We start from the raw sequence: 26,149 nt of genomic DNA on the forward strand, positions 1-26,149 counted from the left end.
GTGTATTTTGCTTATTAATGTTAGTGATAAATACCGGTAATCAATTCGTTTTCAGGCATATAATTTGACGACAATTAGCTTGAAGAACACAATAAATTCAAGTCATGTAATATTATAATGGTAACGAGGTGCATATGAGTAAAGATAACCTTATAGATGAAAATATGGCAAGAGAAGAGCTGAAAGCCGCCTTGATTATTTTAGATAAATGGCAATGTAATACTGCGCAGATTGAGAAATTACTTGATTTGGAGTTTGCTGATAGTGAATTGAAATTTGCACCTGATTTGACTAGAAATCAGCAATTAAGGATCAGCTATATTCTTAATATACATGCTACTTTACGGAGCTTATTTTCGAACTCTGACAATATATACGGTTATATGAACATGATAAATCATAATGCACTATTCAATGGCTCGACGCCGCTTGATGTTGCAATGGAGCATGATGGGCTAAAGCGCGTGATGGATCATGTGATGATTATGGGGCAATGGTAGGTTAGTGGATTACTGTGGGTTCTCTGCTTTTTTCATCATTATACCCATCATATGAAACAGAAATATTATTGAGCTAGACGAGTGCTTTTTCTGTTTGCCGTGGGCAATGATGTCTTTTTCATCAGAATGTCTTAATTCTAACCAGACAGCCCCATTTCCTGTTCGCCCCTTACTTGAAGATGATTTAGACGTAACAACTTGAATGTCTTTGTAAGCATTTTGCCAACACTTTTTCTGAATGCTGTGCTTCATCGAAAGGGTTAATACACGCCATTTGTTTTTTGAAATAGCAAATGAAAAGGCATCAACAAAGCGCGCCAAATCGTCTGGTGATGAGAAATATATACCAGATTTACTGTAGCTTTTATTATTAAGTGCATAATCTAGCCCCCATAGGATCTCTTGACGATTGTTGGGGAACTCGTGTCTGACTTTGGTAATAATTGTATCAAGCCATGCTAACTCTGTTTTTGCATTTGGTTTGGAAGGAAGCAGTGATTGATTGCTACGTTTTGTTTGTAACCGAGATGAACCATAACGTGTTTTTATTGACATTAATGCCTTGGCATTGCTGCACCATTTATCAATTATATTTGGTTCAATATGGTACTTAAAAGCTAATTCTATCGGATCTATTCCGCGTTCTATTTGAGCTAAAATACTATAACAAGTTTCAATGTTTATAATCGGTTTTGGCGGCGATTTTGGTGATTCTGACGATACAGACAAAGGTGCTTTTGTGTCTGGTGCCTGTATTGGTGTGATCTTAAGTTTTTTCGTGGTGTAATCAAGAAAGCTATCTATGCGCCAACACTCGTTTTTATTTTTTGATTGGGCAAATTGACGTAAATGCCTTCTAGACCCAAGGCCTAGATTAACTAATTGTTTTTGGGTTAGATCAAGTCTCATTTTAAGTAAGTTACAGTAAAGTATTAAATCACAAAAATGAAAGTAGTGATTAAAGCAGGTCTCTGGCGATGAATGGCCATCAAATGCAGCAATGGCGTAATATTTATTACGTAATGTTTTACCCGTTATGATGTAAGTTATTTTGTCGATTTGCTTGGCTGTATAGGGAACAATTTCAGAATAATTGGCACAATCTTCCGCGCCAAGCTCAAACATGAATTGTAATCTAGATACCGCACTATGTCTTAAGTGATGAAAAACCAAGTGCTCAAGCCCTGAAATCGCCCTAAGAGCCGTTGAGGTAAAGTTCGATATTAGAAACCTATCTATCGGTTGGTTTTTATCTTGTCCAATCGTAAAGGCTAAACGGTTCTCTGTCCCATTGATATTGTCTTGTCGTGACATATTAAGTGATGCTGTAACAATCTTTATTTCATGCTCGAGTAATAATATATAAAGCGGCACTTTTCGCAGTGAAGAAGAGCTCTTATTATTACCAAATTTGTTTTCTCTAACTTTGAGCCAGCCTTCTTGTGAATTTTCAATATCTATAAATCTAAGTTTGAGGGTTTCGCTAATACGTAAGCCACATCGATAAGAAATAATTAATATGCTTTTTATAACTAGCTTGTTTTTAAAGTCTAAATCAATAATTTGATCAGCAGCATCTAAAAGTGCCTTAAATAGTGTTTCATCGACAAAACCTGCATTAGTATGACTTTTATGTTGAGAATCATTGGATATCGGCTCTAGTAATAATGGAAAATCATATTCTTGGACTGCAAAAGCATGAAAGTCACTTAGTCTAGCTGCAAGTTTAGTTTTTTGTTTCTGGTAATAAGTGAGTTCGATTAATTCATTGTAAAGATCTTGAAAATCTTGCTCTTCAGCATCTTCTAAATTGATCCCTTCCGTTTGATATAACCATTTTCTTGATAAGGTCGAATGATAGGTTCGAATTGTTGATGGTTTGCAAGTCTTGAGTTTATCAATAAACCATTTAATGAGCACTTCTTGCTCTGTTGATAAGTCATATCCACTGACGAAATTTTCGAGCCTTTTGGACAAGGACTGAGATGTTAATTTCTTCTTAGCATTTTCCTTTAACTCCTCCGTTAAAGTCTGGTAAAAATTTGACAGAGGTAAGTTAGGTGTTAAACGCTGTTTTGATTTTCTTTTATTCTGCCTTAATGGGGTAAAAAAATGAAGCTTAAGGGGCTGTTTAGTTGGGCAAGTAGCCAATCGAGCTAGATTGTTGTTAGGTAAGCTATACGCTTTGTTATTTCCCATTGAATATTCAATTATTGCTTGTGATATTCTCACATTAGGTGTCTGTGAAATTAGGTTTGCAGCAGATTTTGCAAGTTTTTTTAGGGTATTAGCCAAAGGTATGGGACCAACATAATTTTCAACGATCAAAGCGTGGATGTTTTTATTTTCACAAGGAGCTTGCCAAAGTGCATTTTTATTAACTTTTTTAAGAGTTAAATAATGGCTGATGCAGCTAATGGTTATCGGGGATAAGTAGCAAGTGATTTGGGTTGAATGTTTATCTGAATTAACAACATTTGTATTGAATCCACCTTCATCAATTTCTAGGTTTATAAATGGTAAATTATTGATCGTTGAAATGTCTAATGTGCCATTTAATTGATTTGATAGTGCTTTTAAAAGATGGTGGTTTAGGCAGCCTGAGTGACAAATGAATGACATAATAATATCGCGATAAGCATCTACTATATTGTTACTTTTTCTATTGTTAGATAAGTTGTCAAACCAATGGGTATAATGCCAAGTAAATGCAAGTCCATCTTGAATAAATGTTTGAGTGTAGATTGAACTTTCAGCTTTTTGAGTGATCAAATAAGAAGGAATATTTATCTCACTTTGCTTTTCCTTGATAAGAGCAATGCAATGATTAAAGGCTCTTTTAAAGTCTACTTGGGATCTGAAAATCTTAGTGAGGTCTTCAGTTAGCTCAAGCCAAATAGATTCAATATTTTCTGATGGTGGCAAGTTTGCTCCACTTGGAAAATACTTTTCACTCCGCTCTTTTGCTTTTTTTAGTACATTATTTTGATGGCGATTGCGTCGCTGTTGGCGTGCCTCTTTACCAATGAGTTTAGACAAAACTTATCTCCTTACAATTGACAGAAGTTAGTTTTTTGTTGATTAAGCTACTGATTTTATTCAAGTCGCCAATGGAGTAAGAACTAAATCGAGTAAATGCTGGTTCATTTAATTGAGCATGTCCCATCCATGCTGCAATCAGTTCGGGATGTATTTCTTTCTTAAAAAGTAGTGATCTCACGTAATGTCGATGCCAATTTAACGGTAATGGAAGTACGCTATCAAAATGAGCTGCCATGGTTGAAGGTGTGACTTCTTCGATTGCATCATCAGTAATGAAGAAAAACAGATGTTGTTCTCCTGTTATCGCTTGTTGGTACCGAGCTGAAATATCTAAGTTGACTCTACTGGCATCAACTGCTCCTGCTTTTAAATACTGTAAATAACGTTTTAAAATTCGTAATGCTATTTTCGGAAGAATGATGAGCCTACCTGTCTCAGATTGGAGCATTTCTTTATCAGAGATCCAAAGGCTTAAATTCAATAGATTATAATCAGTTATTTTCCCAAGCCATCCTGTAACTGGGCGATATCCAGAAGATATAGCGAGAGTAAATAATACATAGTAGGTGACAAAATTATGCTGCTGCGAAGAGTAGCTTCCTGATATTGAGTTAATTCTTGTTTCTAAGGTTTCAAAAAAAGTGCTAAGAACTTCATCACTCATCACCAGCGGACTGCCAATTTGGCCTTGTATTGTTCTACAATCTTGATGTTCAAACTTTATTTTTGTTGTTTTGCTACTGAGGTTCTCTAAATAGGATAAAAAGCGATCATATGTTTGCTTAACATCTAGATCTGATAGATGCGTATAGGATAATTCGGGGTTTGTTTTCGCCGTTTCCCCTTGAATTAATGCAATTATGGTGGGATCAATAGACTCTTTTTTAAGTAAGAATCGTAGGTATGACGATATTTTTGTTGTGGTTAAGCGTGTCCCATGTTTTTTATTGATAGTGCTTAACAATTTTGAGATTTTGTCTGAGGTGGAATCATCCAAATCATTCAGTAAGTTTGCAGTAATATCATATGGTAACGCAATAAAAAATGTTGTTTTTGTAGGTGTTATCAGCTTAATTATTGGTTTGCGCTGCTTTTGTGTTGGTAGTGTGTGTTCTATAACTAAACTGTTATTTGCACTATTAAAATTTAATTGGCTAACACGCTCAAATGACGATCCTAATGTTAATGATGCTAAAAGAAATGAACGTGTTTTTTCACAAACTATGCTGGGATTCATGCAATATGAAAGTAATGTTTGAATTTCAAACTTTGTTGCTAAATTAATATTGCAAGGTAAAAGCAGGTTGTTTTTCTGAATTTGATTGCCGATAGCTTGAGCTTGTAATTTTTGAACTGCATAGCCATTGTCACTCGCATTTTTTATTGATATCAGTAGCTGTCTTTTCGTACGCTCAGATGCGGCCTCCTCATTTGCCCAAACTTCTTGATGAGCTTGAAATTCCATTAATTCAGTAACTTGAAATGTGTCTACATCGGTTCCTTCAAGTTCAATTGTATTGACTATGAGTGTTGTCGGCGGTGTGCCGGGAGCGCGCAGTCTTTTGCTGCGCAAAATGCCATCTTTGTTGTAAAAGCTATCATAATAAGGAACATGAATTTTTGATAATTGCTTCCCCACTCTTGATGACTTGCTTATTTCAAGTTTTTCTTTTCGTTTTGAATCTAATTCATCAATTAATCGTTTCATGTCGATATCAATAACATCAGGTAAATTATTTGCGAGATCATTTCTTTTCCCAAGAGACCATTGGCGTATTTCATTACATACAGTTTTGATCGGTGTTTCATGATTACCCATGGCGTATAACTTTGCACAAACTAGTAGGGTTATCGCTTTATAGTGCTCAAATTGTTGATGATCATGGGAAGGTGATCGCATAACACTGACGATAAAGGCGGTGAAATAATACTTTAAAATTTTCTTTTTTTTATGGAGGGCTTGGTATATGAATGTGAGATTTTTTTTATGTTCATCTACAGGTATTTGCGTGTTAGATATTTTAAGTTGAGCCAAAGACTTTATCGTTTCTAGCTCAGGGAAATCTAACTGATATTGATAACTCAAAGTTTGGGATAAATTAATGATTTCTTGAGCAATACAAGAGTGGCTGTCGACTAATTCTTGAGGGAAGGCATTATTTAGGACATTTTTGAGTGTCTCAGAATCAAATCTTGAAATCTCTGATTTATTGTTCATTGATTGATTCCTTCAATTGTTCAAAAATTGTTATTGATTTATCTTGTGGAGGTTTATTTTGACGCGATTTTTGTTTAGCAATGGCGTCCTTAGATTTTCCTGCCATTTGAGCTAAGTAGTTTTGACTTAAGTGGGTGCGATTAAAGATTTGCTTTGCTATTTTGGAGTCAACAAGTTCATTGACTTTTGTATGTAAAACATTGAGGTTCTTGCTTGAAATTGATCTTAAAAAGCAGTTTGTAAATACCCCAATCCAAGCCTGTAGCTCAATCTCTGAATCACTGATATCATCGTCGAGAATAACGGTGCATTCAGTTAGATTAATCGTATTAATATCAAAAAGAATTGATTCAAATCCAGAATATATTAATAGTTCATCACCTACTTTTTTTGCATGTAAAACTAGACCGACAGTTAATAATTTTTTATTAACTAGATCTTGTTTTATTGCGCCACAAAACGAAAAGTCGAGACTGTTAACAAACTCAAATACTTTGTAAGCATTTGGATGGATTTTGACCTTTTTACACGATTTTAATGCTTTTATCGTAGCAATATTTATCGGCATAAACCCCTCAAAATAATATCCTATGCTTAATTTATAAATCATGATGAAGTCGGTGTAAATAGATTAAGCTTCTGAATATAAAGATAAAATTTATGTAGTACATGATAAGTATATTGAGGCGTGGAATTTTGTGAATTTGCCGTTTAAGGTATGTGAAAGTCATTTTGACTCACGCGTGAATTTGACAAATTTATATCATAAAATTGGTAAGGCCTAAGAAAAAGATACTGCTCTTTATGGGGGCTCGTTATGGAGTTTTTGTGTTGCTAACTAAAATTGAGCACATCAATAGAGTATTTCAATATGTTGCTTATCCGAGCATTTACGGAATTACCCAAGCGTGCACCAATAGATGATATGACTGATTTGCTGCCGTGGAATGTTGATTTAGGTGAAGCAGATAAGCCCCTGCCAATAAGTGAGGTTTTACTAACTTACAATTTTCAGATTGTTAATCATTAAGCTGTTCAAGCTTTTGAAGTGGCAATACTTATTTCTTAGTTCGATACAAAAAAAACTTTAAAATATTAGTATTTAGATAAATTTAGGAACAACTAAATTGACTTTAGACTTTCTGCATCCGACCAAAACACAACGATCTTTAGGTGAAATATCCCCAGCCAAAACTCGTTCAGCATATCTCTTTTGTCGTGAAAGCTTTTCTTGTTTGATAGAGTAGAAGTCGTTTAACATGAGATTGATTCCATAGACCGTTAATAGTTGAGTTATACGCTCTGCAGTGTTTATTGCAAGATTTATCACTTAAGATAATAACAACATGCTTTCGATCCAATTCTAATATCCTAGATATTAGCGCGATAAATACTGAGAATGCTACATTATCAATACTCTAATAAATTTTAATTTTACGAAACAACCAACTATCAGGATAAATGGCTGATTTTTTTGATAATTTATTCGTGTATCCAAATGTGCGGGGCAACAGAATGAGTATTTTTTGAACTCCACATTTGGGCTGCAAGCAAAAGAACAAGAAGTCACCCTAACTATGAATATTTAATGGACTACGGCAGATCATTAAGCGATCTAGTTTTGTTGGGTAAATGTTCACGGTTTCGTCTTGGCAATGACTCCCTAATTTCTTTTGTATTTTATGGTCAGACTACCCGCTGCTGCGGGGTGAACTTTTTTTAACGCCAGTAGCGTGTTAATGCGCTTTTAACGGTTTAAGCGTGTAAATATTGATTTACCTGCTTCAGCGTGTTAAATAAGAGTTAAGGACAGTCTAAAGGTAAAGCTATCATGAAGGTGACCAACGCAAAGCAGCTTAGTGTGTATCTAAAAGATGTGCGACTGAACGAGCAGCTCTCGCAAAGCAAGGTGGCGAGCAAGGTGGGTATTCGCCAGGATACCGTTTCAAGCTTTGAGCTGAACCCGGATTCAACCAAATTAGAAACGCTGTTTAAAATACTTTCTGCATTAAACCTTGAATTAGATATAAAGGTTAGGAATCAAGAGCTGGTGAATGAACGCAGTCATGAAAACGCCATTGTGCCCGACAGCGGATGGAAGGAGGAGTGGTAATGGCTGTGCTTGACGTTTATATGAATAGCTACCTGGTGGGGGATTTTATCAAGTCATCTACAGGCTCTCATCAGTTTAGCTATTCACCTCAATGGTTAGCGATTCCCGGTAGTCGTCCAATTTCTTTGTCTATGCCGCTTCGTAAGCAAGCCTATAAAGGTGATGAAGTTTATAACTTCTTCGATAATTTGCTACCTGATAATCTTGAAGTGAGAAACAGAGTCGTTGCTCGACATAATGCTGATTCGACACAAGCGTTTGATCTACTAGCTAAAATTGGTCAAGAGAGTGTGGGTGCATTACAGCTTATCCCCCATGGTCAGCCTCCCTTTGATATAAAAAAGATTGAGTCTAAACCTCTATCTAATAAACAATTGGAAAAAGTACTCAAGGGTTATCAGTCAAATATCCCATTAGGCATGTTAGCCGATGACGATGACTTTAGGATTTCTATTGCCGGTGCTCAAGAAAAAACAGCCTTACTTAAAATTGACGGACAGTGGCGACTGCCAATCAAATCGACACCCACTACTCATATCATTAAGCTGCCGATAGGTCAGATAAAAAGCCACTCCCATAGCATAGATATGTCTAACAGCGTCGAGAATGAATACCTGTGCATGATTATAGTCAGAGAGTTTGGTTTAGATGCACCTGAGTGCTCAATAATCAAAGTGGGTAATATTAAAGCGCTTGCAGTAGAGCGCTTCGATCGTAAGTTCTCTTCAGATGGCACATGGATTATGAGGCTGCCCCAAGAAGACTTTTGTCAGACATTAAATATTTCACCAGCGAAGAAATATGAGATCCATGGTGGTCCGGGTATTGAACAAATTATGCCTTATCTATTAGGTTCGATGAATTCAGAGCGAGATAGGTATAATTTCATGAAGTCCCAAGTGCTGTTTTGGCTGCTAGCCGCAACAGATGGCCATGCTAAGAACTTCTCGCTGTTTATCGAGGCCGATGGCGGATATCGACTAACGCCTTTTTACGATATTTTATCTATGTACCCTGTCATCGGTGGTAAAGGCTTAAATATTCGCGATGCCAAGCTTGCCATGGGTCTTAAGGCAACTAAAGGTAAGAAGTATCAAATCAACCAAATTTTCCCACGGCACTTTATTCAAACAGCTAAAGCTGTGGGCTTTGATACTGCGATTATGATGGAGATGATGCGTGGCATAGCTGACAAGGTAGAGGCTGTGATCATGAAGGCTAAAGCGCAGCTGCCAAATGATTTTCCAGCACACATACGGGATTCAATATTGAACGGTTTAACTGACAGAGTTAAGCGCATAGTTTAAAAACGGTAATGATTAGGTGACATTAGTGGCATCGACTCAACTCAAGCCGTTTCAACTTTGCTTTGGTTTTAAATCAGTTGTACGTGTCGATTAATTGCTGTTTTGTAAATATGTTTGCACTACATGTCGATTGAATCGACATCAGGCATAAATTATTAAGTTATTTTCTTTCCCCATTTTCATCTTGAAGAAGCAAAAATTGTCGATTGGACTAGGTGTCAATTTAACCCTCCGACTCCATGCTAGTTGTGTGGGCAGGTATCACATGTGTCATTACTGAACATGTTACCAATATTATTTCATTTATTTGCAATGTGTGCATTTTTTCTGTTATTTCGACTGTCATGAATTCCTTTCGGTGCCGACTTAACTTATTAAAATTGTGGAGCTCTAAACTCATTTTTTACTAGTTTTATCTAAAAACGGTATACTTTTCACACCAAAATTGGTGAGGTTTTGTCCAATGGATATGTATAATTTTATTCAGTGGAATATTGATTTAGGTAAAGCTAAATAAGCTTCACCGGTTAGCTAATGCTTACAAAAAATATACTCCCATACGGTTGCTCTTCCTATATTCCTTGTCAATTTTTATTCAATCAACTTTAAATATCAAACTCAGCTATTAAAAATAAATATTATAGATTAATTACTACTTTAGTTTGAGTGTAATTACTAATTAACTTCATATTTAAAAGATGTATTTAATTGGCTTTTTAATAAGTTTGACATAGATCTTATATCAACATTTCCTTCTATATAACAAACATAAAACACATCTATCACAAAAGAGGTAGTTGTTTTTTAAGTTTTTGATATTTATCGTCTTATGCTTTTTGTTTTAATAGTAATCATTATCGTTTGCTGGAGGTTTAAATCTCGTTTTTACTATTTTTTAGTGATTTATCACAATTCTTGATTGTTATTTTTTAACAAAAGATAATTTGTTTAATTACATATTAAGCTGGTCATCAATTTAAAAAAATCAATTTAATAAATACTTATCTTATTTAAGGGGATTATATTTATGAGAAAAATGGCCTTCATGTTAATAATTGGAGTTTCTTCAATATTAATTCCCTATTCAAGTGCTAATGCTACCCCATGGGATGATCTTAGTGCTGAACAATTAGAACAACAATTAGTTGATAAGTTTGCTGAAGGAAATTACTCCCCTAAAGGCGCAGACAACTGCTTAATGTGTCACCGTAAAAATGAAAAAGTGATGGATATCTTTAAAGGCACCCACGGCAACTTAACCAATAGCGAATCTCCTATGGCGGGCCTTCAGTGTGAAGCCTGTCATGGCCCACAAGGCAATCACAACAAAGGCGGAAAAGAGCCCATGATTGCCTTTGGTAAAGACAGCAAGCTTTCTGCGCCAACTCAAAACACCGTTTGCCAAGGCTGTCATAACGACCCAGAGCAAATGGCATGGCATACCAGCACTCATAATCTTGAAGAAATTGCCTGTGCAGACTGCCACACCGTGCATGCAGCCAAAGACCCAGCGCTAGACAAACTGTCAGTAAACGACACCTGTACCTCATGTCACACCCAAGAAAAAGCCGACATGAACAAGCGCTCTTCTCACCCAATGAAATGGGACCAAATGACCTGTATTGATTGCCATGCTCCTCATGGCTCAATGAGCGAAAGCGCACTGGTTAAGCCTACAGTTAATGACACCTGTTACAGCTGTCACGCTGAAAAGCGCGGCCCATTCCTATGGGAACACGCCCCGGTCACTGAAGATTGCAGCAGTTGTCACAACCCACATGGCAGTGTGAACGACAACTTACTTGATAACCGCGCACCGCAGTTATGTCAGCAATGTCATGCCCCAGATGGTCACGCATCTCGCGTGGTACCTGAGCTAGGTATGGATGCATTTGGTGGTGGAAAAAGCTGTTTGAACTGTCACAACCAAATTCACGGGTCTAACCACCCCTCTGGCAGTCTGCTGCAACGCTAATGGAGAGCAAGATTATGTCATTTAAATTGAATCTTATTACCCTGTCACTGCTGGCGGTATCAACCTCTAGCATGGCGGCTAACTTCGGGGTAGGCCAAGCCAATACTACCGCAGTTGACACCTATAAATATGAATGTAAACGCTGCACTAACGTAGCAGGTTATAGCGGTGAAGTGAGTGTCGCTGCTGGCTATAACGATGTCAGCGATGTGGATGCAGGCAATACGTTAGGCACAGGTAAGGATGGCGGCATTGGTGCGGTCAGTGGTGATGTTAAATTCCAAGGTGACTCAGGTTATCAAGCGCAAATTCAAGCCCATCAATTAGGTATGGATAATGGCTTTGCTCATATCTCTGGTGGTAAAGCAGGCTTGTATGAGTTTAGCCTTGATTATGATGCGATTAAAACCTATCAAGCTGGTGATGTGGAAAGTCGTTTGTGGCACAACGACGGCATGTTGACGCCATCTGATGCCATCAACACTTTCGACTTAGCTCAACACCGCGAAAAAGTGGCATTAGGTTTTGACTATGGCCAAGATTTTTATGGTGCATTTGTGAAATACAGCCAAGAAGACAAAACGGGTCATAAATCAGCAAGTCTGGTGTCGCCTAGTCCGATCAACTTTGGTCTGCCTATTGATGCCACTACTAAACAGTTTGATGCCGGTATTCACTTCTCTGGCCAAAATTGGCTCACCGAACTGAGCTATTTTGGCAGTGTATATGAAAACCACATCGACCACTTAAGCTTGCCTTATGCCAACGATGTCTATTCTGCCGCGCCAGATAACCAAGCCCATCAAGTGTCATTGTCAGGTCAATACAATATCAATCGCACCTTCATGAACGGTCGAATTGTTACTGGACGTATGATTCAAGATGACAACCTGATTCAAATGACCGGCAACCCGCTACAAAACTGGGATGGTCAAGTTGATACTCTTGATGGCCGCTTTGCGCTGACCTCTATGCTTACTAATCGTTTACGCTTAGGTGGCAGCATTGATTACAGCAAGCGTGATAATAAAAGCTCAACCGCTGAATTTGCTCAATACAACTTCAATAGCTTAACCGGCGCCTTTAGACAAAACGTGCCACAAGACATTGAGCGTAATACCTTCAAAGTGAACGCGAGTTACCGCATTGCAAGTGGTTACCGTTTGCAAGCTGGTTACGACCGCAAAGAAGTGGAGCGCACCTTCAGTGATCGCGAGCAAACTAATGACGATAATTTATGGCTAAAACTCAATGTTCGCGCCTTGGATAAGGTTAACTTTAACCTGAAAGCCGAGCATGCGAATCGCAGCGGCTCTGCCTATGAAGCCAATGAGCTGACCTCATCTGAAAACAACGCTTTATTACGCAAGTACTACTTAGCTGACCGTACACGCAACGCCGTTGAATTCAAGGTGAACTACACCCCAATCAACTGGATGAGCCTAGACATTAGCACCCGTTATGCTCAAGACGAGTATGACCAGACCCAAATTGGCCTGACTGAATCTGAAGATTACGGTTATGACGCTAACCTTAACATCGCCTTTAATCAGCATGTTGATGGTTATGTATTTGCCGGTCAGCAATGGATTAACTCTAACCAAGCTGGCAGCCAAGGTTTTGCTAGCCCTGACTGGGCAGCCGACATTGAAGACGAATTTATCAGCTTAGGCGCAGGTGCAAGCTACAGCGGCTTGATGCAGGACAAGCTTACCTTAGGTATTGATTACTTATTTAGTAACTCAATTAGTGACACAAATGTCACCGCCGATAGAACCAATCCGTATGGGGATTATTACTCATACAACCACAGTGCCAGCATGTACGCCGATTATGCCTTGAGCGAGCAAATGGCGCTGAAATTAACATACCGCTATGAACGCTATTTCGATACCGATGCAGCCAACGTAGGGGTCAATGATATTCCGGGGATGATTACTCTGGGCGATATCAACCATAACTATAACGCACACCAAGTGATGTTGTCGTTTACCTACAAGTTGCGTTAACACGCATCGTTTTAGTTACTGAGGATAAATGAATGGAACGTAGAAGTTTTTTAAAAGCCAGTGCCGCACTAGGCTGTGCAGCAACCATTACCGGCTGTAAAACCAGCTCTGATGAGCCAAATAAAGTCCCTGAAGTGCCACCTGTAGGGGAGAAGGTTGATTGGTCTTGTTGTACTTGTAACTGTGGACATAACTGTCCGTTAAAAGTTATTACCGTTGATGGAAAAATCACACGAATTGAAACTGATGATGTTGGTGGTGATGAATTTGGTACTCACCAAGTTAGGGCGTGCCTCAAAGGTCGCTCTTCTCGTAAAAAAGTCTACTCACCAGACAGGCTAAATCGTCCAATGAAGCGTGTTGGACCTCGTGGCCATGCAAGTAGTTTCATAGAGTGTTCGTGGGATGAAGCTTTTAATACCATTGCTGAAAATTTGCAAAAAGTCTATAACGAAGCCGGACCTTCTGCAGTATACCCCCACTATGGCACAGGCCGACTATACGCTAGATATTCTGGCGGTGATTGGCGTTGGGCAGGTCAATGGGGCGCAAAACTTTTATGTGAAATGGGGGGATATTTAAGCCACTATGGAACTTATAGCTCTTCACAACAGTTGGCAGCTATGTATTACACGTATGGTACAATCACATCAAGCACATACACTGAAATGTTGCACAGTGATTTAGTTGTTGCATTTGGTTTTAACCCAGCAGAGACACGCATGAGTGGTGGTGGTGGAACTTACGACTGGAGTACATGCACCCAAGGCAAAAAAGTTATCATGATTGACCCTCGCTATTCTGATTCTGCATTAGGCAAAGAAGATAAATGGTTGGCAATCCGTCCAGGTACTGACGCAGCTTTGTGTGAAGCTTTAGCTTACGAGATTATTCGTCAAGGTAAAGCTGATAAGGCATTTCTGGATAAATATTGTATTGGTTATGATAGCGACACTTTACCAGCATCTGCTAAACCAAATAGCGATTATAAGTCTCATATCTTAGGGCTTGGCGAAGATGGTATAGCTAAAACACCTGAGTGGGCAGCAAAAATTACAGGTATTGCTTCAAATGAAATTGTTGCTTTGGCTCAAGATTTAATGAATGCCTCAACCCCTTTTATATGCCAAGGTCTAGGTCCACAACGTCACGCAATTGGCGAGCAAACTGTACGCTCAATTGTCATCTTACCTTTATTACTAGGGAAAATCGGTATTTCTGGAACTAATTCAGGTATTTGGCCTAGTCATGGGAGAAGTTCCATAAGTCTCTCACCTAAAGGAGACAATCCATATTCAGGCAGTATTTCATTCTTTACTTGGAGTGATGCGATTGTACGTGGTGTTGACTTTACGCCTGAAAAAGATGGTCTAAAAGGTGTTGAAAAACTAGATAGTAACATTCGATTTATTTGGAATTATGCTGGCAATGCATTAATTAACCAACACTCTGATTCATTTGGCACTCATGAAATTTTAGCCAGCAGAGAAGCTGATGAGCTGTTTATTTTAGTGCATGATGTGTTTATGACACCAAGTGCAAAATACGCAGATATTTTGTTACCTGATTTAACTGATTTAGAGCATACCGATATTAGTGCATTCGGTGGAACTAACCAAGAAACAGTTATTCCGATGACCACCTCAGTAAATAGCCCTGTAGATGCAAAAGGTTGCTTTGAAGTGACTTATGAAATTGCTAAACGCTTAGGTCTTGAAGGTGCAGTGTTTGAAGGTAAGAATTACGACCAATGGCTGGATGAACTATACAAGCGTGACCAAGCGAACAATGCCAAGTTACCTGATTACAAAGATCTTGTTGAGGGTGGTTTGTATAAAATACCAAATCCAGACTTCAAAAATGTCGCGTTCAGTTCATTTTTTGCGGACCCTGAAGCAAATAAACTCAGCACTCCAAGTGGTAAAGTAGAGATCTACTCAGAAACACTTGCAGCAATGTCAACTCAATGGGAACTCCCTGAAGGAGATTTAATTCCGGCCATTCCAATGTATCACAAAACATGGGAGAGCTATGAAGACACCGAAACTCGTGAACAATTTCCATTACAACTAATCGGTCATCATACAAAAAGTCGAACTCACTCAAGCTTTCATAATATCAAATGGTTAACTGAAGCTGTTGAAGATGCAGTATGGATAAATCCTAAAGATGCAGCAGAGCGTGGTATTACTGATGGTGCCAAAGTTGAAATTAGTAATGATCGCGGGAGCGTCATTATTGCTGCAAAAGTTACGCCGTTAATCATGCCAGGCGTAACATCTCTAGCACAAGGAGCTTGGTTAAATAGCGATAATTTATCAACAAAAGTCGATACTGGCGGTAATGTTAATGCATTAACCAAATACCACCCAACACCGATTGGTAAATGCAATCCACAACATACTAACCTAGTTGAAATCCGTCTAGCTTAATAAACGGTAACGAGAAGATATGATGAATAATTATACCCAATATGGTTTTCATATAAACACTGAAAAATGCAGTGGTTGCAAAACATGCCAAATTAGTTGTAAAGACAAAAATGATATTGATTTAGGACCTATGCTACGTCGTACCTATAAATACGGCGGTGGCAGCTTTCAAGAAATAGAAGATGGTGTATATATTAATGACGTATTTGCCTACTATGTGTCTATTAGTTGTAATCATTGTAATGAACCAGTATGTGTGAAAGCCTGCCCAACAGGAGCCATGCATAAACGGCGCGAAGATGGCATTGTTGATGTTATGACAGATCTTTGTATTGGATGCTCAAGTTGCGCACGAGCTTGCCCATATGATGCACCTCAGCTAGATACTCAACGCAAAGTGATGACCAAATGTGATGGATGTAAAGACCGAATTGCACAGGGTAAAAAACCTTCCTGTGTTGAGTCTTGCCCACAACGCGCATTAGATTTTGACAAAATTGAAATCTTGGAAAAAAGATACCCTATGGCTGTTAGAGGTGATGCTAGACCATTACCGAGTAGTAGTATTACAGACCCTAACTTACTTATTACCGTAAATCGTTACAACGACCGCTCGGACGGTTCAATCCAAAACGAAAACGAAGTGTAATCTTAATGAGTTATTAGGCATGGGTGAAGTCACCCATGCCTAAAACCACTCAGTTAATAACAACAGAGATTGTAATGAACCAAGCCACTTTTGAAAATTCAGCAGCTATCTGTAATGTACTTTCTTGTATGTTATTCAATACACCAACAGAAGCTTTTTACCAACACGTGAATGATGAAATTATCACTAATTGGCCGACTCTTATTTCGCCAACTGACGATATTTGTATAAAAATGAAAAAGGCGTTGTGTAAACATAGTTTCATTGAACTCAGTAATGATTATAAACAACTTTTCGTTGGACCTGGAGTTAAGTCTGCTTACCCTTGGGGGTCGGTCTATACAGATAAAGATCAACTTGTGAATGGACAAAGTTGTATCGAGTTTGAACAATTTTGTCAGCATAACAATATCGATATAAATACGGCTTTTAAACAGCCTCGTGATCATATTGGACTAATTATCGCTGTGTTGGGTAAGTTAATGACCGAAAAAAAGTCAAAATTGTCTATTATTTTGCTCACTGAACACCTATTGCCTTGGGTAGATCAGTTTCTAACATGTGTAAAAGTCAATGCAATAACTGAATTTTATAGAGGAGTTGGTGATTTGTTAAAAATTTTAATTTTCGACTTGCAAATCCTGCTTAATATTAAAGCAAAGTGAAATTTTTAGTTGAGGTGAAACATTTAATTTACTTCTTGAGTATCATCCCAATGCGTTTATATCGCTAGTAGGAAAGCTAATGAGTGTCATTCGATCAGTCGCCCAACAGTGGAATAAAGCTGACTTTGCCCAGCAATTACAAAAATACTTTGCTGAGGATAAAGCTATTGAGGAATTATTTGTCGGTGCTACATCCTGTTCGACAGTGTGTAGCCTCATAGCGGCTATGATCGAATTACCCCCAAAGCCTAAAAATGAACACTACAGTATGGATAAGGAACAAGTTTTTGATACCTTGTACCAATGCTTTTTATTAATGTTTATTAAGGAGCTAGAACACAATAACCTCACTCAAGCTGAGCAACTTATTATGTCGCTGGCGGTGCATTATGCTCAAACAATTTGTGATGATAAACAAAATGCCGATTCAATACTGTACGATAAAGCGCAACGAATATTAACCGCTATGGCACGTTTGTCCTCAGAAAGACAAAAACACCGAAAACAACAATGTAATATGGGCAAGGTTTAGGATAGGGCAGCTCTTTACCAACCAATTAACCTAATGAGCTATTCTGAACGAAATATCGGGATCAAAGCTGCGCGTCGACGCTTACCCCAATGCTATCTTTCTTATCTTTAACTTCTCCATCAAGATTGGTTTTATTACTCTAGCTATGGCATTCACATTACTACAGAGCTTGACTTTATCTTGAGTGTACCTTGTTAACCGGCCTTTGGAAGGTTCAGAAAACTGCATGATCTTTATTTTTAAGCTACTGCAAAAGTGATTTTGTATTCAGTTTAATGCTTTGGTTGCAAGATACGTATATGGTTGGTAAGAGTTGAAAATTGGGTGCAACTTTTAAAAATTCGTGCAGGTGAGTGCATGGTAAGCATCTAAGGTGATACAGACTTAAAAGGTCTACATATTGTTATTTAAAGAGTAACAATATGTAGACCTTTGTCTTTCGCAAGCTTTGTGTAAGGTCTACACTAAGTTACTTATTTGGTAGTTTAGTGTAGACCTATGGCAAAATCTGATGAGTTATTAAAAGCATTAGCTAAAGCGGTGTACGCTGGTGGTGGCATTCACAGTGCAACAGAGCTTGCTTTTATGCTAAGTGTGTCTTGTAATCCAGCTTTTAGAAAGTTTCTAGCAGATTGCGTTAAAAAAGGCCTATTAAGACGTGTGGTAAAAGGCTTCTATGAAAGCGTTATTACACCACCTGAGCCAGATACTGCCATTTATAAAATCATCAAAAAGCTGCGTAGTGGTGTATTGAACTACATCAGCTTAGAAAGTCAGCTAAGTCATACTGGTGATATTTCACAAGTCTTGATCGACAGAGTCACTATAGTGACTAAAGGCCGTAGTGGTTGTTTTGATACGCCTTATGGGGTGATCGAATTTACCCACACTAAGAAACCCGTTGAACAAATTGCTCCTAATTTGTACTTTGATTCCAACATCAAAATGTATCGCGCGCACAAAGAACAAGCAATTGCAGATCTAAAGCATTGTCAGCGAAATTTACATATGTTGGAGAGCCAAATATGAGGACTCGTGCGGGAGAGGAAGTATGCTGAAACAACAAATTCGTCAAATCGTCCAGTCAAACCCTGACTATGCAGCAGTGACACCCGTAATTGAAAAAGAGATCTTGCACCATGACATTATGGATGTGTTGATTAAACAAGGCGTCATGCAGCGATTAACCTTTATTGGTGGCACATCATTACGTATGTGTTACAGCAGCAGGTTATCGGAAGATCTTGATTTTAACGGCGGCCATTATTTCAAACCGTCAGAGTTTGATGGGTTAGAGTCCGAAATTCAAACCTATATTCAGAACAAGTACGAAACCGATGTTTGGGTAAACAAACCCTCTGCCGAGCAGCAAGGGGATACCGTTTCGTGGAAAATTAGTATCGTGAAAGAAGCTAATCGTCCTGACTTGCCACGGCAAAAAATGCATATTGACGTCTGTGCTATTCCGTCATTCGATATCGAAAAGCGCCCGCTAATCAATCATTACGATATTGTTGTTCCCACTGAAGGGATCTTGGTTCCGGTACAGTCGTTACAAGAAACTTTGGTGGATAAGCTGATCGCGTTAGCGTATAGCGCAAGACGTATCAAGCCTCGTGATATCTGGGATATTGTTTGGATCAAGCAGCGCGGTATTGATGTATCTAAAACACTGGTTGAAAAGAAGCTCACCGCAAGGCAAAAGCAAGCTGAAGACTTTCGACAGGCACTGTCTGTTTCGTTAGCTAAGCTAATGTCGGAAGATGAAGTACGCAATGACTTCAATATGGAAATGAGTCGCTTTATTCCTAAAAAAATTAAAGAAAGAACCGTCGATAATCCAGAATATTGGGCGTATGTTCAGAGTGAGATAAATGCCATCGCGTCCGAATTACTTAATGATGAAAGGCCAAAAAATCCATTTGATATGGGTTAGTCCTATACCTTTAAATTCATAAATTTGGTGGCTGTTAACCTCATCGGCATTTTATTTGTCTTTGGTTTATTGGTATCTATTGTGAGTCAATGGCTAAATCAATTTGGTCGATTTTGGTATTAGATTATTAAAACCATTAAGTGCCTTTATAGGTGAATTTAACCAATGTTTTTTTACGTGGAACATCTAAAGTTAGTATACTTTTTACACCAAAGTTGGTGACCAAAAAAGCGATCCATGACCTAAAAAGTGGTTCAAAACGGCTAAAAGTGATACTAAGTGATATGAGTTTGTATTTTATTCAAGTTATTGTTAATAAATGAAATATCGTTTTATGTTAAGCTGGTTCATTTGATATCGATTAACAACATTTGGTCTTCTCGCGGTCTCCAAAACCGATGGTTGCGGGTTCGAGTCCTGCCACCCCTGCCAAATTTAGAAGGCCTAGCAAAAATGCTAGGCCTTTGTCTTTTCTAGCATTTTTAAATATTTAACTCTCCAGTTCAGTCTCAATTCATTACACTATAAAAGCTCAATTTTGCAAATGGTGACCAAACCGTGCCCACAACTTTTTTCTGATGCAGATTTATGTTCAGATTCTCCTAATAAGGTAGTGCGATTTTTTTGGTGTTTTGCTATGAAATTATTTTGGCTAAAACGTACTATAAAATGAATTGATATGGCTTGTTACTGCTAATATCGATACATTTCCTTTTACTATTTTAGCAATTAACAAATAGTTCAATCGAAATTGAAGTGTTCCATAAGTCATTTGTTCCACCCTCTTCTCATTACTTTATTACTGGTTATTGGCTTCTAAAAATCTGTGACGCCCATCCTAAAATTACTCAAAAGTTTGATTTAAGTATTGTTGTTTTAAGGTGAATGTTATTTTTTTTTACTTTGTGGTTGGGGTTGTGTTGTTGGTGAGTTAATTGAGGGTAATAAATGAGCCACTTTTTATAAGCCTATAGAAATATTGAGCATGAGTTTAGTTAAACTGTTTCCCTAATATATATGGTAAATAATAAATATATGGTCATTTGGGGTCAGTATGTCATCGCAACTCAATCTTTCAAGACGAAATTTCATTAAGCAGTGCGTTATAGGGGGCGTTACTATTTACAGTGCACCAATGCTGTTTAATAGCGTCCAAGCTGAAGAAAAAAGTAATATCGAAAAATTTAGATCAAACTGGAATAAAGATAAGAAACCGCGTTTTAGGTTTGATGCTATCGAAAAAGTGACTGGCCAAAAAATCTATGGGCGCGACTATCGTGCGGTTGATATTCCAACTTGGCCAAATGAACAGCATTATGCTCTTATGATCCGTTCGTCAATTGCAAATCGAGTCTATTTAGGGTTCGATATCTCTTTCTTGCCTGCTGAAATCCAGCCTTATAAAGTTATAACAGCAGAAGATCTAAAAAATCATAAATTAACAGAGTTAATTGAAGACTTTGGTGGAAACATGTTACTAGAAAAGGGCAATACGCCTGATTATCTAGGTCATGAAATTGCTGTGTTATTATTTGATACATTTGCAGCATTCAACAAAGCTAAAGGTCGCATTCAATTTAATAGCAATGTTGTGCAATATGGTGAAGAGACTGAGCTTGTTGCTAAATCAAAAGATCCATATGCGTCATGGCGGATTGTTCGCGAAGAAGGCCAATTAGGACAAAATGATCGTTATAGCACTCTGCAGGATGGTTTATTTTTCCCTAATTATGTAGCACATAAACCGGTATGGCCAAGCGCTGAAAATAGCATTGAAGACAATGGAAAACGCGGCATGTTTTATGCTGAAAAATTACATAGTGATGTTGAGACGCGCAAAGATTGGTTTGTTTTAGACCGAACTTACCAAACTCAGTCAATTGAACCTATGACATTTGAAGCTGAAGCATATAACGGCTGGTATGACAAAGCGACTCAGTCGATGCATATCGTTATTTCGAGCCAGGCTCCACAAGATTTTTACTATAAAGCCGGTAAGACTATTGCTAAAAGTCCATTAGCGAGTGATATCAAAAATGTCATTGTTCATACCCCTTACATCGGTGGAGGATTTGGTGCAAAAGATCATACTCAATTTCCTTACTATGGGATTTTGGCATCATTATTTGCCAAAGCGCCAGTTTATCTTGCGAATGACAGATTCGAGCAGTTCCAATCAGGCTTAAAACGTCATCCTTTCGTCATGGCTAATAAGTTAGCTTTTGATAAAAATACTAAAAAGATAGCGGGTCTTGTATCTGATATGGAGGTTGATGGTGGTGGCCGTATCAATTTCTCTGGTTCAGTGACAATGGTTGGCGCTAGTGCTATTCAAGGTATTTACTATATTCCACGTAATGATATTACTGCTGTTTGTTATCCATCACAAACACCCCATGCAGGCTCTATGCGTGGATACGGTACTTTACAATCAATGTCAGCAATGGAAATGATGTTTAACGAAGCCGCAGCAGAGTTAGATGTTGATCCAATTGAACTACGTAAAATTAATGCGTTAAAACCAGGCCTTAAAAATACCCAAGGGGCATTACCGAATGGCGACATGCGCTATTTAGAGATGCTTGAAATGGCAGCGAAACACCCTAAGTGGGTTAATCGCCATAGTGCCAAAGCCGAATTTGAAGCTAAACATCCGGGAAAATTATATGGTGTTGGTTTTGGTATGGTTTCTAAAGATTATGGTACCGGTGCCGCAGCACCTTCTTCAAGTGTAGAAATCACTCCTGAAGGAAAAATTATCGTTAAAACCTGCTCGGTTGAAATGGGCACGGGTATTGATACTTCACAAGGTTCATTAGTATCTCAATATTTAGGCAGTGCAGCTGATGAAATTGAAATGGCCGTTACTGAAGAATTTGATGCCATGGAGTTATTTGCTACTGATAATCCGTACCTCATTTCGCAGGAGCGTCAAGATCAAATGCTAAAGGACCCTCGTTGGACCCCTGCAGTATCAATGGCTTCAGCAGCCAGCATGTCAAGCTTCTATCAAACACAAACAACAGAGAACGCAGCGAGGATCTTACTTGAAAAAACCTTGTTTCCTGCAGCAGTAGAGATTTGGAAAAATACCTATTTTAATGGTCAATTTGCAACACCTGATTTTAATGATGTGAGCAAGGCTCGTTGGTCAAACGATGGATTAACGATTAATGGTTATCCTCCAATATCACTTGAGTTACTTGCGAAAAAAGCACATGCCGACGGCATGATTACTGGGGTAATGACACATGCATTTAATCGATGGGCATGGGCTTCTGCTGAGTTTGAGCTGGAAGGTGAAATAAAACGTTATCCACTTGATGCTATTGCTATTAAGCGCGGTATTGGTGCACGTAATGTAAAAACTAACCGTTTTGGTTATCAAGTTATTGAGCGTAAAAGTGTTGATTACCCTAAAACTGCATTGAATAACGCCATGGTGACTTACTATGCTCCTTGTGCAACGCTTGCTGAAATTGCTGTCGAAAAAGCCTCAGGTAAAGTTGAAGTTTTGTCTACCCACACCTGGTTAGAGCCTGGAAAGGTATTAGTAAAAGAGCTGGTAGAAGGTCAGATAGAGGGCGGACTAACCATGGGGGTAGGCCATGCTCTGTATGAATATCTTCCCTTGGATGAAAGCGGCGCAGGAAACGGTACGTGGAACCTTAATCGCTATCAAGTGCCTTTGGCTAACCATAATGGTGTCTGGAATATGAACTATACCATATTGCCGCCACTTTCTGAGTCAGATCCTGCCAAAGGGATTGGTGAAGTGGTCATGATCCCTATTGTTCCGGCATTAGTCGAAGCTATTTATCAAGCCACTAACACCCGTTTTTATCACACCCCTGTAACACCTAAAGATATTGTAGAGGCTATTTAATCATGACCATGATCAGTGTAACCATTAACAACAAGGTATATGGCCCTTTAGAAGTTGATCCTGAAGTGAAAATGACCGATTTTCTACATGAATATGTCAACTTAACAGGCACTAAATTTGGTTGTGGGCAAGGTATTTGTCAGGCTTGTACCATCATTGTTGATAACGAAGATGGTACTAGTGACACTGTACGCACCTGTATTACTAACGCCATGGTATTTAATGGTAAAAAGTTACGTACAATTGAAGGTCACGCAAAAACATCTAAAACAGGTGAAATCATAGCGCTTCATCCTGTGCAAGAAGCATTTGTGAACAACTTTTCTTTTCAGTGTGGTTGGTGTACGTCAGGATTCACCAATAAGACCGTGGCATTAGTTGAAAAGCTAAAGCGCCAACCTATTGCCAAAGATCAAGTTCAGAAGATTATAGAGACTGAACTTAAAGATCATGTTTGCCGTTGCACCGGTTATGTGAAGTACTACAAAGCGGTTAAAGAGCTCATCTTATCCACAGAAGGAGCAACCGTATAATGCAAAAAATTGCTTCTTTAGCCATCATATTTGCTATTAGCCCAACGGTTATGGCGACAACAGACAATGAGTTAATTAACAAAGGTAAATATTTATCACAACTTGCTGATTGTTATGCATGCCACACGGCTACAGGTGGAGAGCCTTACGCGGGTGGATTATCTTTTAAAACGCCATTTGGCGTTATTTATTCAACTAATATTACTTCAGATAAAACACAAGGTATTGGTGATTATAGCTTTGAGGATTTTGACCGAGCAATGCGTCATGGTGTTGCTCCTAAAGGTAATTTATATCCAGCAATGCCATATACATCGTTTGACAAAATTACGCAGGAAGACATGCGTGCGTTGTATGTTTACTTTATGAATACAAAACCTTCTTCTCAGGCTAATCTTGATAACGACGTGATGTTTCCAGCCAATATACGTTTGGGGCTAAAAGGTTGGAATTTACTCAACCACAAACCTCAAGAATTTGCTGCAGATAACAGTAAAAGTGATAGTTGGAACCGTGGCAATTATATTCTAAATAGTTTTGGACATTGTGGTGAGTGTCATACACCTCGAGATATGACTATGGCCATGGATCATTCTAAGCATTATCAAGGTGCAATGATTGGTAATGTGTGGGCTCCGGATATCACTTCTCAATCATTAATTGAGCAAGGTTGGAGTTCGCAGGATATTAAAGATTTACTCGGTACAGGCTATTCTCGTAAAGGAACCGTAGTTGGTGAAATGTATACTGCAATTTACCACAGTTTAAGTAAATTTGATGAGCAAGATTTACATGCATCAGCGGTATATTTACTTGATAGTGATGAAGATGTTCCTGGTAAGCCATTAACCTTTAATGCACAAGCAAATACTGGAGAAGGTTACCAGTTATATATGGGGTACTGTGCTAGTTGTCATGGTATTGAAGGTGAAGGTAAGCCAAACTTTGCTCCAGGTTTAGCGGGTAACGAATCTCTGGCGCACGAAAATAGTATTAATTTGCTTGTGGCAACGTTATACGGCATCAAACCACAATTTTATTCAACATTGGTATCATTTGACGCAATGCCAGGATATGACAATAAGTTGAATGACGAAGAGCTTACAAATCTAGTCAACTACCTCAAAGCAGCTTTTACCAATTCTACAATTCGTTTTACAGTAAAAGAAATGGGCGTGCTACGTAAGGAAGTAGAGGGAAATCAAGAAAATGCAGCTCACTGACCTTAATGTTTTAAGTGGTATCCAACAATGGATGCACGATAAAGAACCGTTTTGGTTATGCACTATAATCGGCACGTATGGTTCTGCTCCAAGGCCTTGCGGGTCATTATTTGCTTGGAATGGAAAACAACGTTTGGGATCTATTTCTGGCGGCTGCTTGGAAGATGCGTTTATTACGCATTTAGATAACTCAAACGTTGAACAGCATTTTCCATATGAGTTTTGCTACAGTAAAGAGTTAGTCCAAGATGGGACACAGGTGGAACTGCCTTGTGGTGGTGTTATTCGATTATTAGTCGAAAAAATTACGCCAGGGCTTTATCAACATTTACAGCATGTATATCAGCAAGCGGTTAGTCATAATGCTTTTTCTCGACGTATAAACCTAACCTCAGGTGAAGCTGAGGTGCTTGAAGCAAAAAAAGTAAGTTCTTCAATTATCTTTAATGAGGAGAATATCACAATTGTTTACGATCAAGTTTGGACCATTTTGATATTGGGTATCAGCCAAGTTAGCGAATGGGTCGCCAAACTAGGGCTAATGTCAGGATGTGATGTTAAAGTTTGCGATATGAGAAAAGAATTAGCAGATAGCTGGACTTTTAACGCTGTTGCTGGTGGTGTCGATGTTACTTGGTGCTCGCCAGACTTGTTTGTGGATAAATATGCTGACAGTAATTCTGCAGTACTTGCTTTGGCTCACGATCCTCGTATTGATGACCTAGGACTCATGGCGGCAGTTGAATCAAAAGCGTATTACATCGGTGCCATGGGTTCTCAAAAAACGACAGAAAAACGTTTTGAGCGATTGCAGCGTATTGGTGAATTAACTGATGCTCAAATTGATAAAATCTATGCGCCTATCGGATTGCAAATTGGCAGTAAAACCCCATTTGAAATTGCAGTTTCGATAATTGCTGGTTTAATTGATAAACGCCATAAATTAACCGCTGAACTATCATGACATTCTCTTGTCAATCATGGCACTTGGTATTCTAAAACACCTTCTAGGAATTGTGTTTCTCTCACTTTTAGAGAAACACAATGAAAACCTATCTATTAAAGCATTTTTAAACAACCTTGCATTCTTTGAAGGCTGTTTTGAATAATCGCAATCAACAGTCTTCCA

The 26,149-nt window shown here is 38.4% G+C and carries 18 protein-coding genes; 15 read left to right on the top strand and 3 right to left on the bottom strand.

Annotated features, from left to right (window positions below; translation table 11 throughout):
- The first annotated feature begins 134 nt into the window (after positions 1-134).
- Positions 135-500 carry a hypothetical protein gene (locus OHT75_RS10445; protein ID WP_264726420.1) on the top strand — a complete coding sequence of 122 codons (366 nt, stop codon included), beginning with the start codon at positions 135-137 and terminating at the stop codon, positions 498-500.
- A 9-nt stretch (positions 501-509) separates the two neighbouring features.
- On the opposite strand, the gene OHT75_RS10450 is transcribed toward OHT75_RS10445, so the two are convergent.
- Genes OHT75_RS10450 through OHT75_RS10460 form a run of 3 tightly spaced genes read right to left on the bottom strand, consistent with a single transcriptional unit; the run spans position 510 to position 6,370 of the window.
- Positions 510-3,539, bottom strand: a complete 3,030-nt coding sequence (locus OHT75_RS10450; protein ID WP_264726421.1) for a tyrosine-type recombinase/integrase — start codon at positions 3,537-3,539, stop codon at positions 510-512.
- On the bottom strand, positions 3,532-5,760 hold the full coding sequence (locus tag OHT75_RS10455) for a hypothetical protein (protein WP_264726422.1): 2,229 nt from the start codon (positions 5,758-5,760) through the stop codon (positions 3,532-3,534). The genes OHT75_RS10450 and OHT75_RS10455 overlap by 8 nt, the downstream gene beginning before the upstream one ends.
- On the bottom strand, positions 5,750-6,370 hold the full coding sequence (locus OHT75_RS10460) for a hypothetical protein (RefSeq protein ID WP_264726423.1): 621 nt from the start codon (positions 6,368-6,370) through the stop codon (positions 5,750-5,752). The genes OHT75_RS10455 and OHT75_RS10460 overlap by 11 nt, the downstream gene beginning before the upstream one ends.
- 1,221 nt (positions 6,371-7,591) lie before the next feature.
- Between OHT75_RS10460 and OHT75_RS10465 the strand changes: the two genes are divergently transcribed.
- The 14 genes from OHT75_RS10465 (at position 7,592) to OHT75_RS10530 (ending at position 25,984) form a co-directional block, all read left to right on the top strand.
- Positions 7,592-7,873, top strand: a complete 282-nt coding sequence (locus OHT75_RS10465) for a helix-turn-helix domain-containing protein (RefSeq protein ID WP_264726424.1) — start codon at positions 7,592-7,594, stop codon at positions 7,871-7,873.
- Positions 7,873-9,180, top strand: a complete 1,308-nt coding sequence (locus OHT75_RS10470) for a type II toxin-antitoxin system HipA family toxin (protein WP_264726425.1) — start codon at positions 7,873-7,875, stop codon at positions 9,178-9,180. The genes OHT75_RS10465 and OHT75_RS10470 overlap by 1 nt, the downstream gene beginning before the upstream one ends.
- A 1,036-nt stretch (positions 9,181-10,216) precedes the next feature.
- A complete protein-coding gene (locus OHT75_RS10475) occupies positions 10,217-11,155 on the top strand; it encodes a DmsE family decaheme c-type cytochrome (RefSeq protein WP_264726599.1) in 939 nt (312 codons plus the stop codon).
- A 14-nt stretch (positions 11,156-11,169) separates the two neighbouring features.
- On the top strand, positions 11,170-13,164 hold the full coding sequence (locus OHT75_RS10480; RefSeq protein ID WP_264726426.1) for an MtrB/PioB family decaheme-associated outer membrane protein: 1,995 nt from the start codon (positions 11,170-11,172) through the stop codon (positions 13,162-13,164).
- Positions 13,165-13,196: 32 nt separating this feature from the next.
- Positions 13,197-15,596 carry a DMSO/selenate family reductase complex A subunit gene (locus OHT75_RS10485; protein WP_264726427.1) on the top strand — a complete coding sequence of 800 codons (2,400 nt, stop codon included), beginning with the start codon at positions 13,197-13,199 and terminating at the stop codon, positions 15,594-15,596.
- Positions 15,597-15,618: 22 nt separating this feature from the next.
- Complete coding sequence (locus tag OHT75_RS10490; protein ID WP_167680093.1) at positions 15,619-16,245, top strand: DMSO/selenate family reductase complex B subunit; 627 nt, start codon at positions 15,619-15,621, stop codon at positions 16,243-16,245.
- 35 nt (positions 16,246-16,280) lie between these two features.
- Positions 16,281-16,910: a TorD/DmsD family molecular chaperone gene (locus OHT75_RS10495; RefSeq protein ID WP_264726428.1), complete on the top strand. Its 630-nt coding sequence runs from the start codon at positions 16,281-16,283 to the stop codon at positions 16,908-16,910.
- Positions 16,911-16,989: 79 nt separating this feature from the next.
- Positions 16,990-17,442, top strand: a complete 453-nt coding sequence (locus OHT75_RS10500; RefSeq protein WP_264726429.1) for a hypothetical protein — start codon at positions 16,990-16,992, stop codon at positions 17,440-17,442.
- Between the two features lie 498 nt (positions 17,443-17,940).
- Positions 17,941-18,471 carry a type IV toxin-antitoxin system AbiEi family antitoxin gene (gene abiEi / locus OHT75_RS10505; protein ID WP_264726430.1) on the top strand — a complete coding sequence of 177 codons (531 nt, stop codon included), beginning with the start codon at positions 17,941-17,943 and terminating at the stop codon, positions 18,469-18,471.
- A gap of 22 nt (positions 18,472-18,493) precedes the next feature.
- Positions 18,494-19,378, top strand: coding sequence for a nucleotidyl transferase AbiEii/AbiGii toxin family protein (locus OHT75_RS10510; RefSeq protein ID WP_264726431.1), 885 nt, complete (start codon positions 18,494-18,496; stop codon positions 19,376-19,378).
- Positions 19,379-20,432: 1,054 nt separating this feature from the next.
- Positions 20,433-23,264 carry a xanthine dehydrogenase family protein molybdopterin-binding subunit gene (locus tag OHT75_RS10515; RefSeq protein WP_264726432.1) on the top strand — a complete coding sequence of 944 codons (2,832 nt, stop codon included), beginning with the start codon at positions 20,433-20,435 and terminating at the stop codon, positions 23,262-23,264.
- Between the two features lie 2 nt (positions 23,265-23,266).
- Positions 23,267-23,797, top strand: coding sequence for a (2Fe-2S)-binding protein (locus OHT75_RS10520; RefSeq protein WP_264726433.1), 531 nt, complete (start codon positions 23,267-23,269; stop codon positions 23,795-23,797).
- Positions 23,797-25,020, top strand: coding sequence for a c-type cytochrome (locus OHT75_RS10525; RefSeq protein WP_264726434.1), 1,224 nt, complete (start codon positions 23,797-23,799; stop codon positions 25,018-25,020). Before OHT75_RS10520 ends, OHT75_RS10525 begins: the two co-directional genes overlap by 1 nt.
- Positions 25,007-25,984, top strand: a complete 978-nt coding sequence (locus OHT75_RS10530; protein ID WP_264726435.1) for an XdhC family protein — start codon at positions 25,007-25,009, stop codon at positions 25,982-25,984. Before OHT75_RS10525 ends, OHT75_RS10530 begins: the two co-directional genes overlap by 14 nt.
- Positions 25,985-26,149 lie beyond the last annotated feature (165 nt).

This window comes from Shewanella subflava, from assembly GCF_025971955.1.
GTDB classification, from domain to species: domain Bacteria; phylum Pseudomonadota; class Gammaproteobacteria; order Enterobacterales; family Shewanellaceae; genus Shewanella; species Shewanella subflava.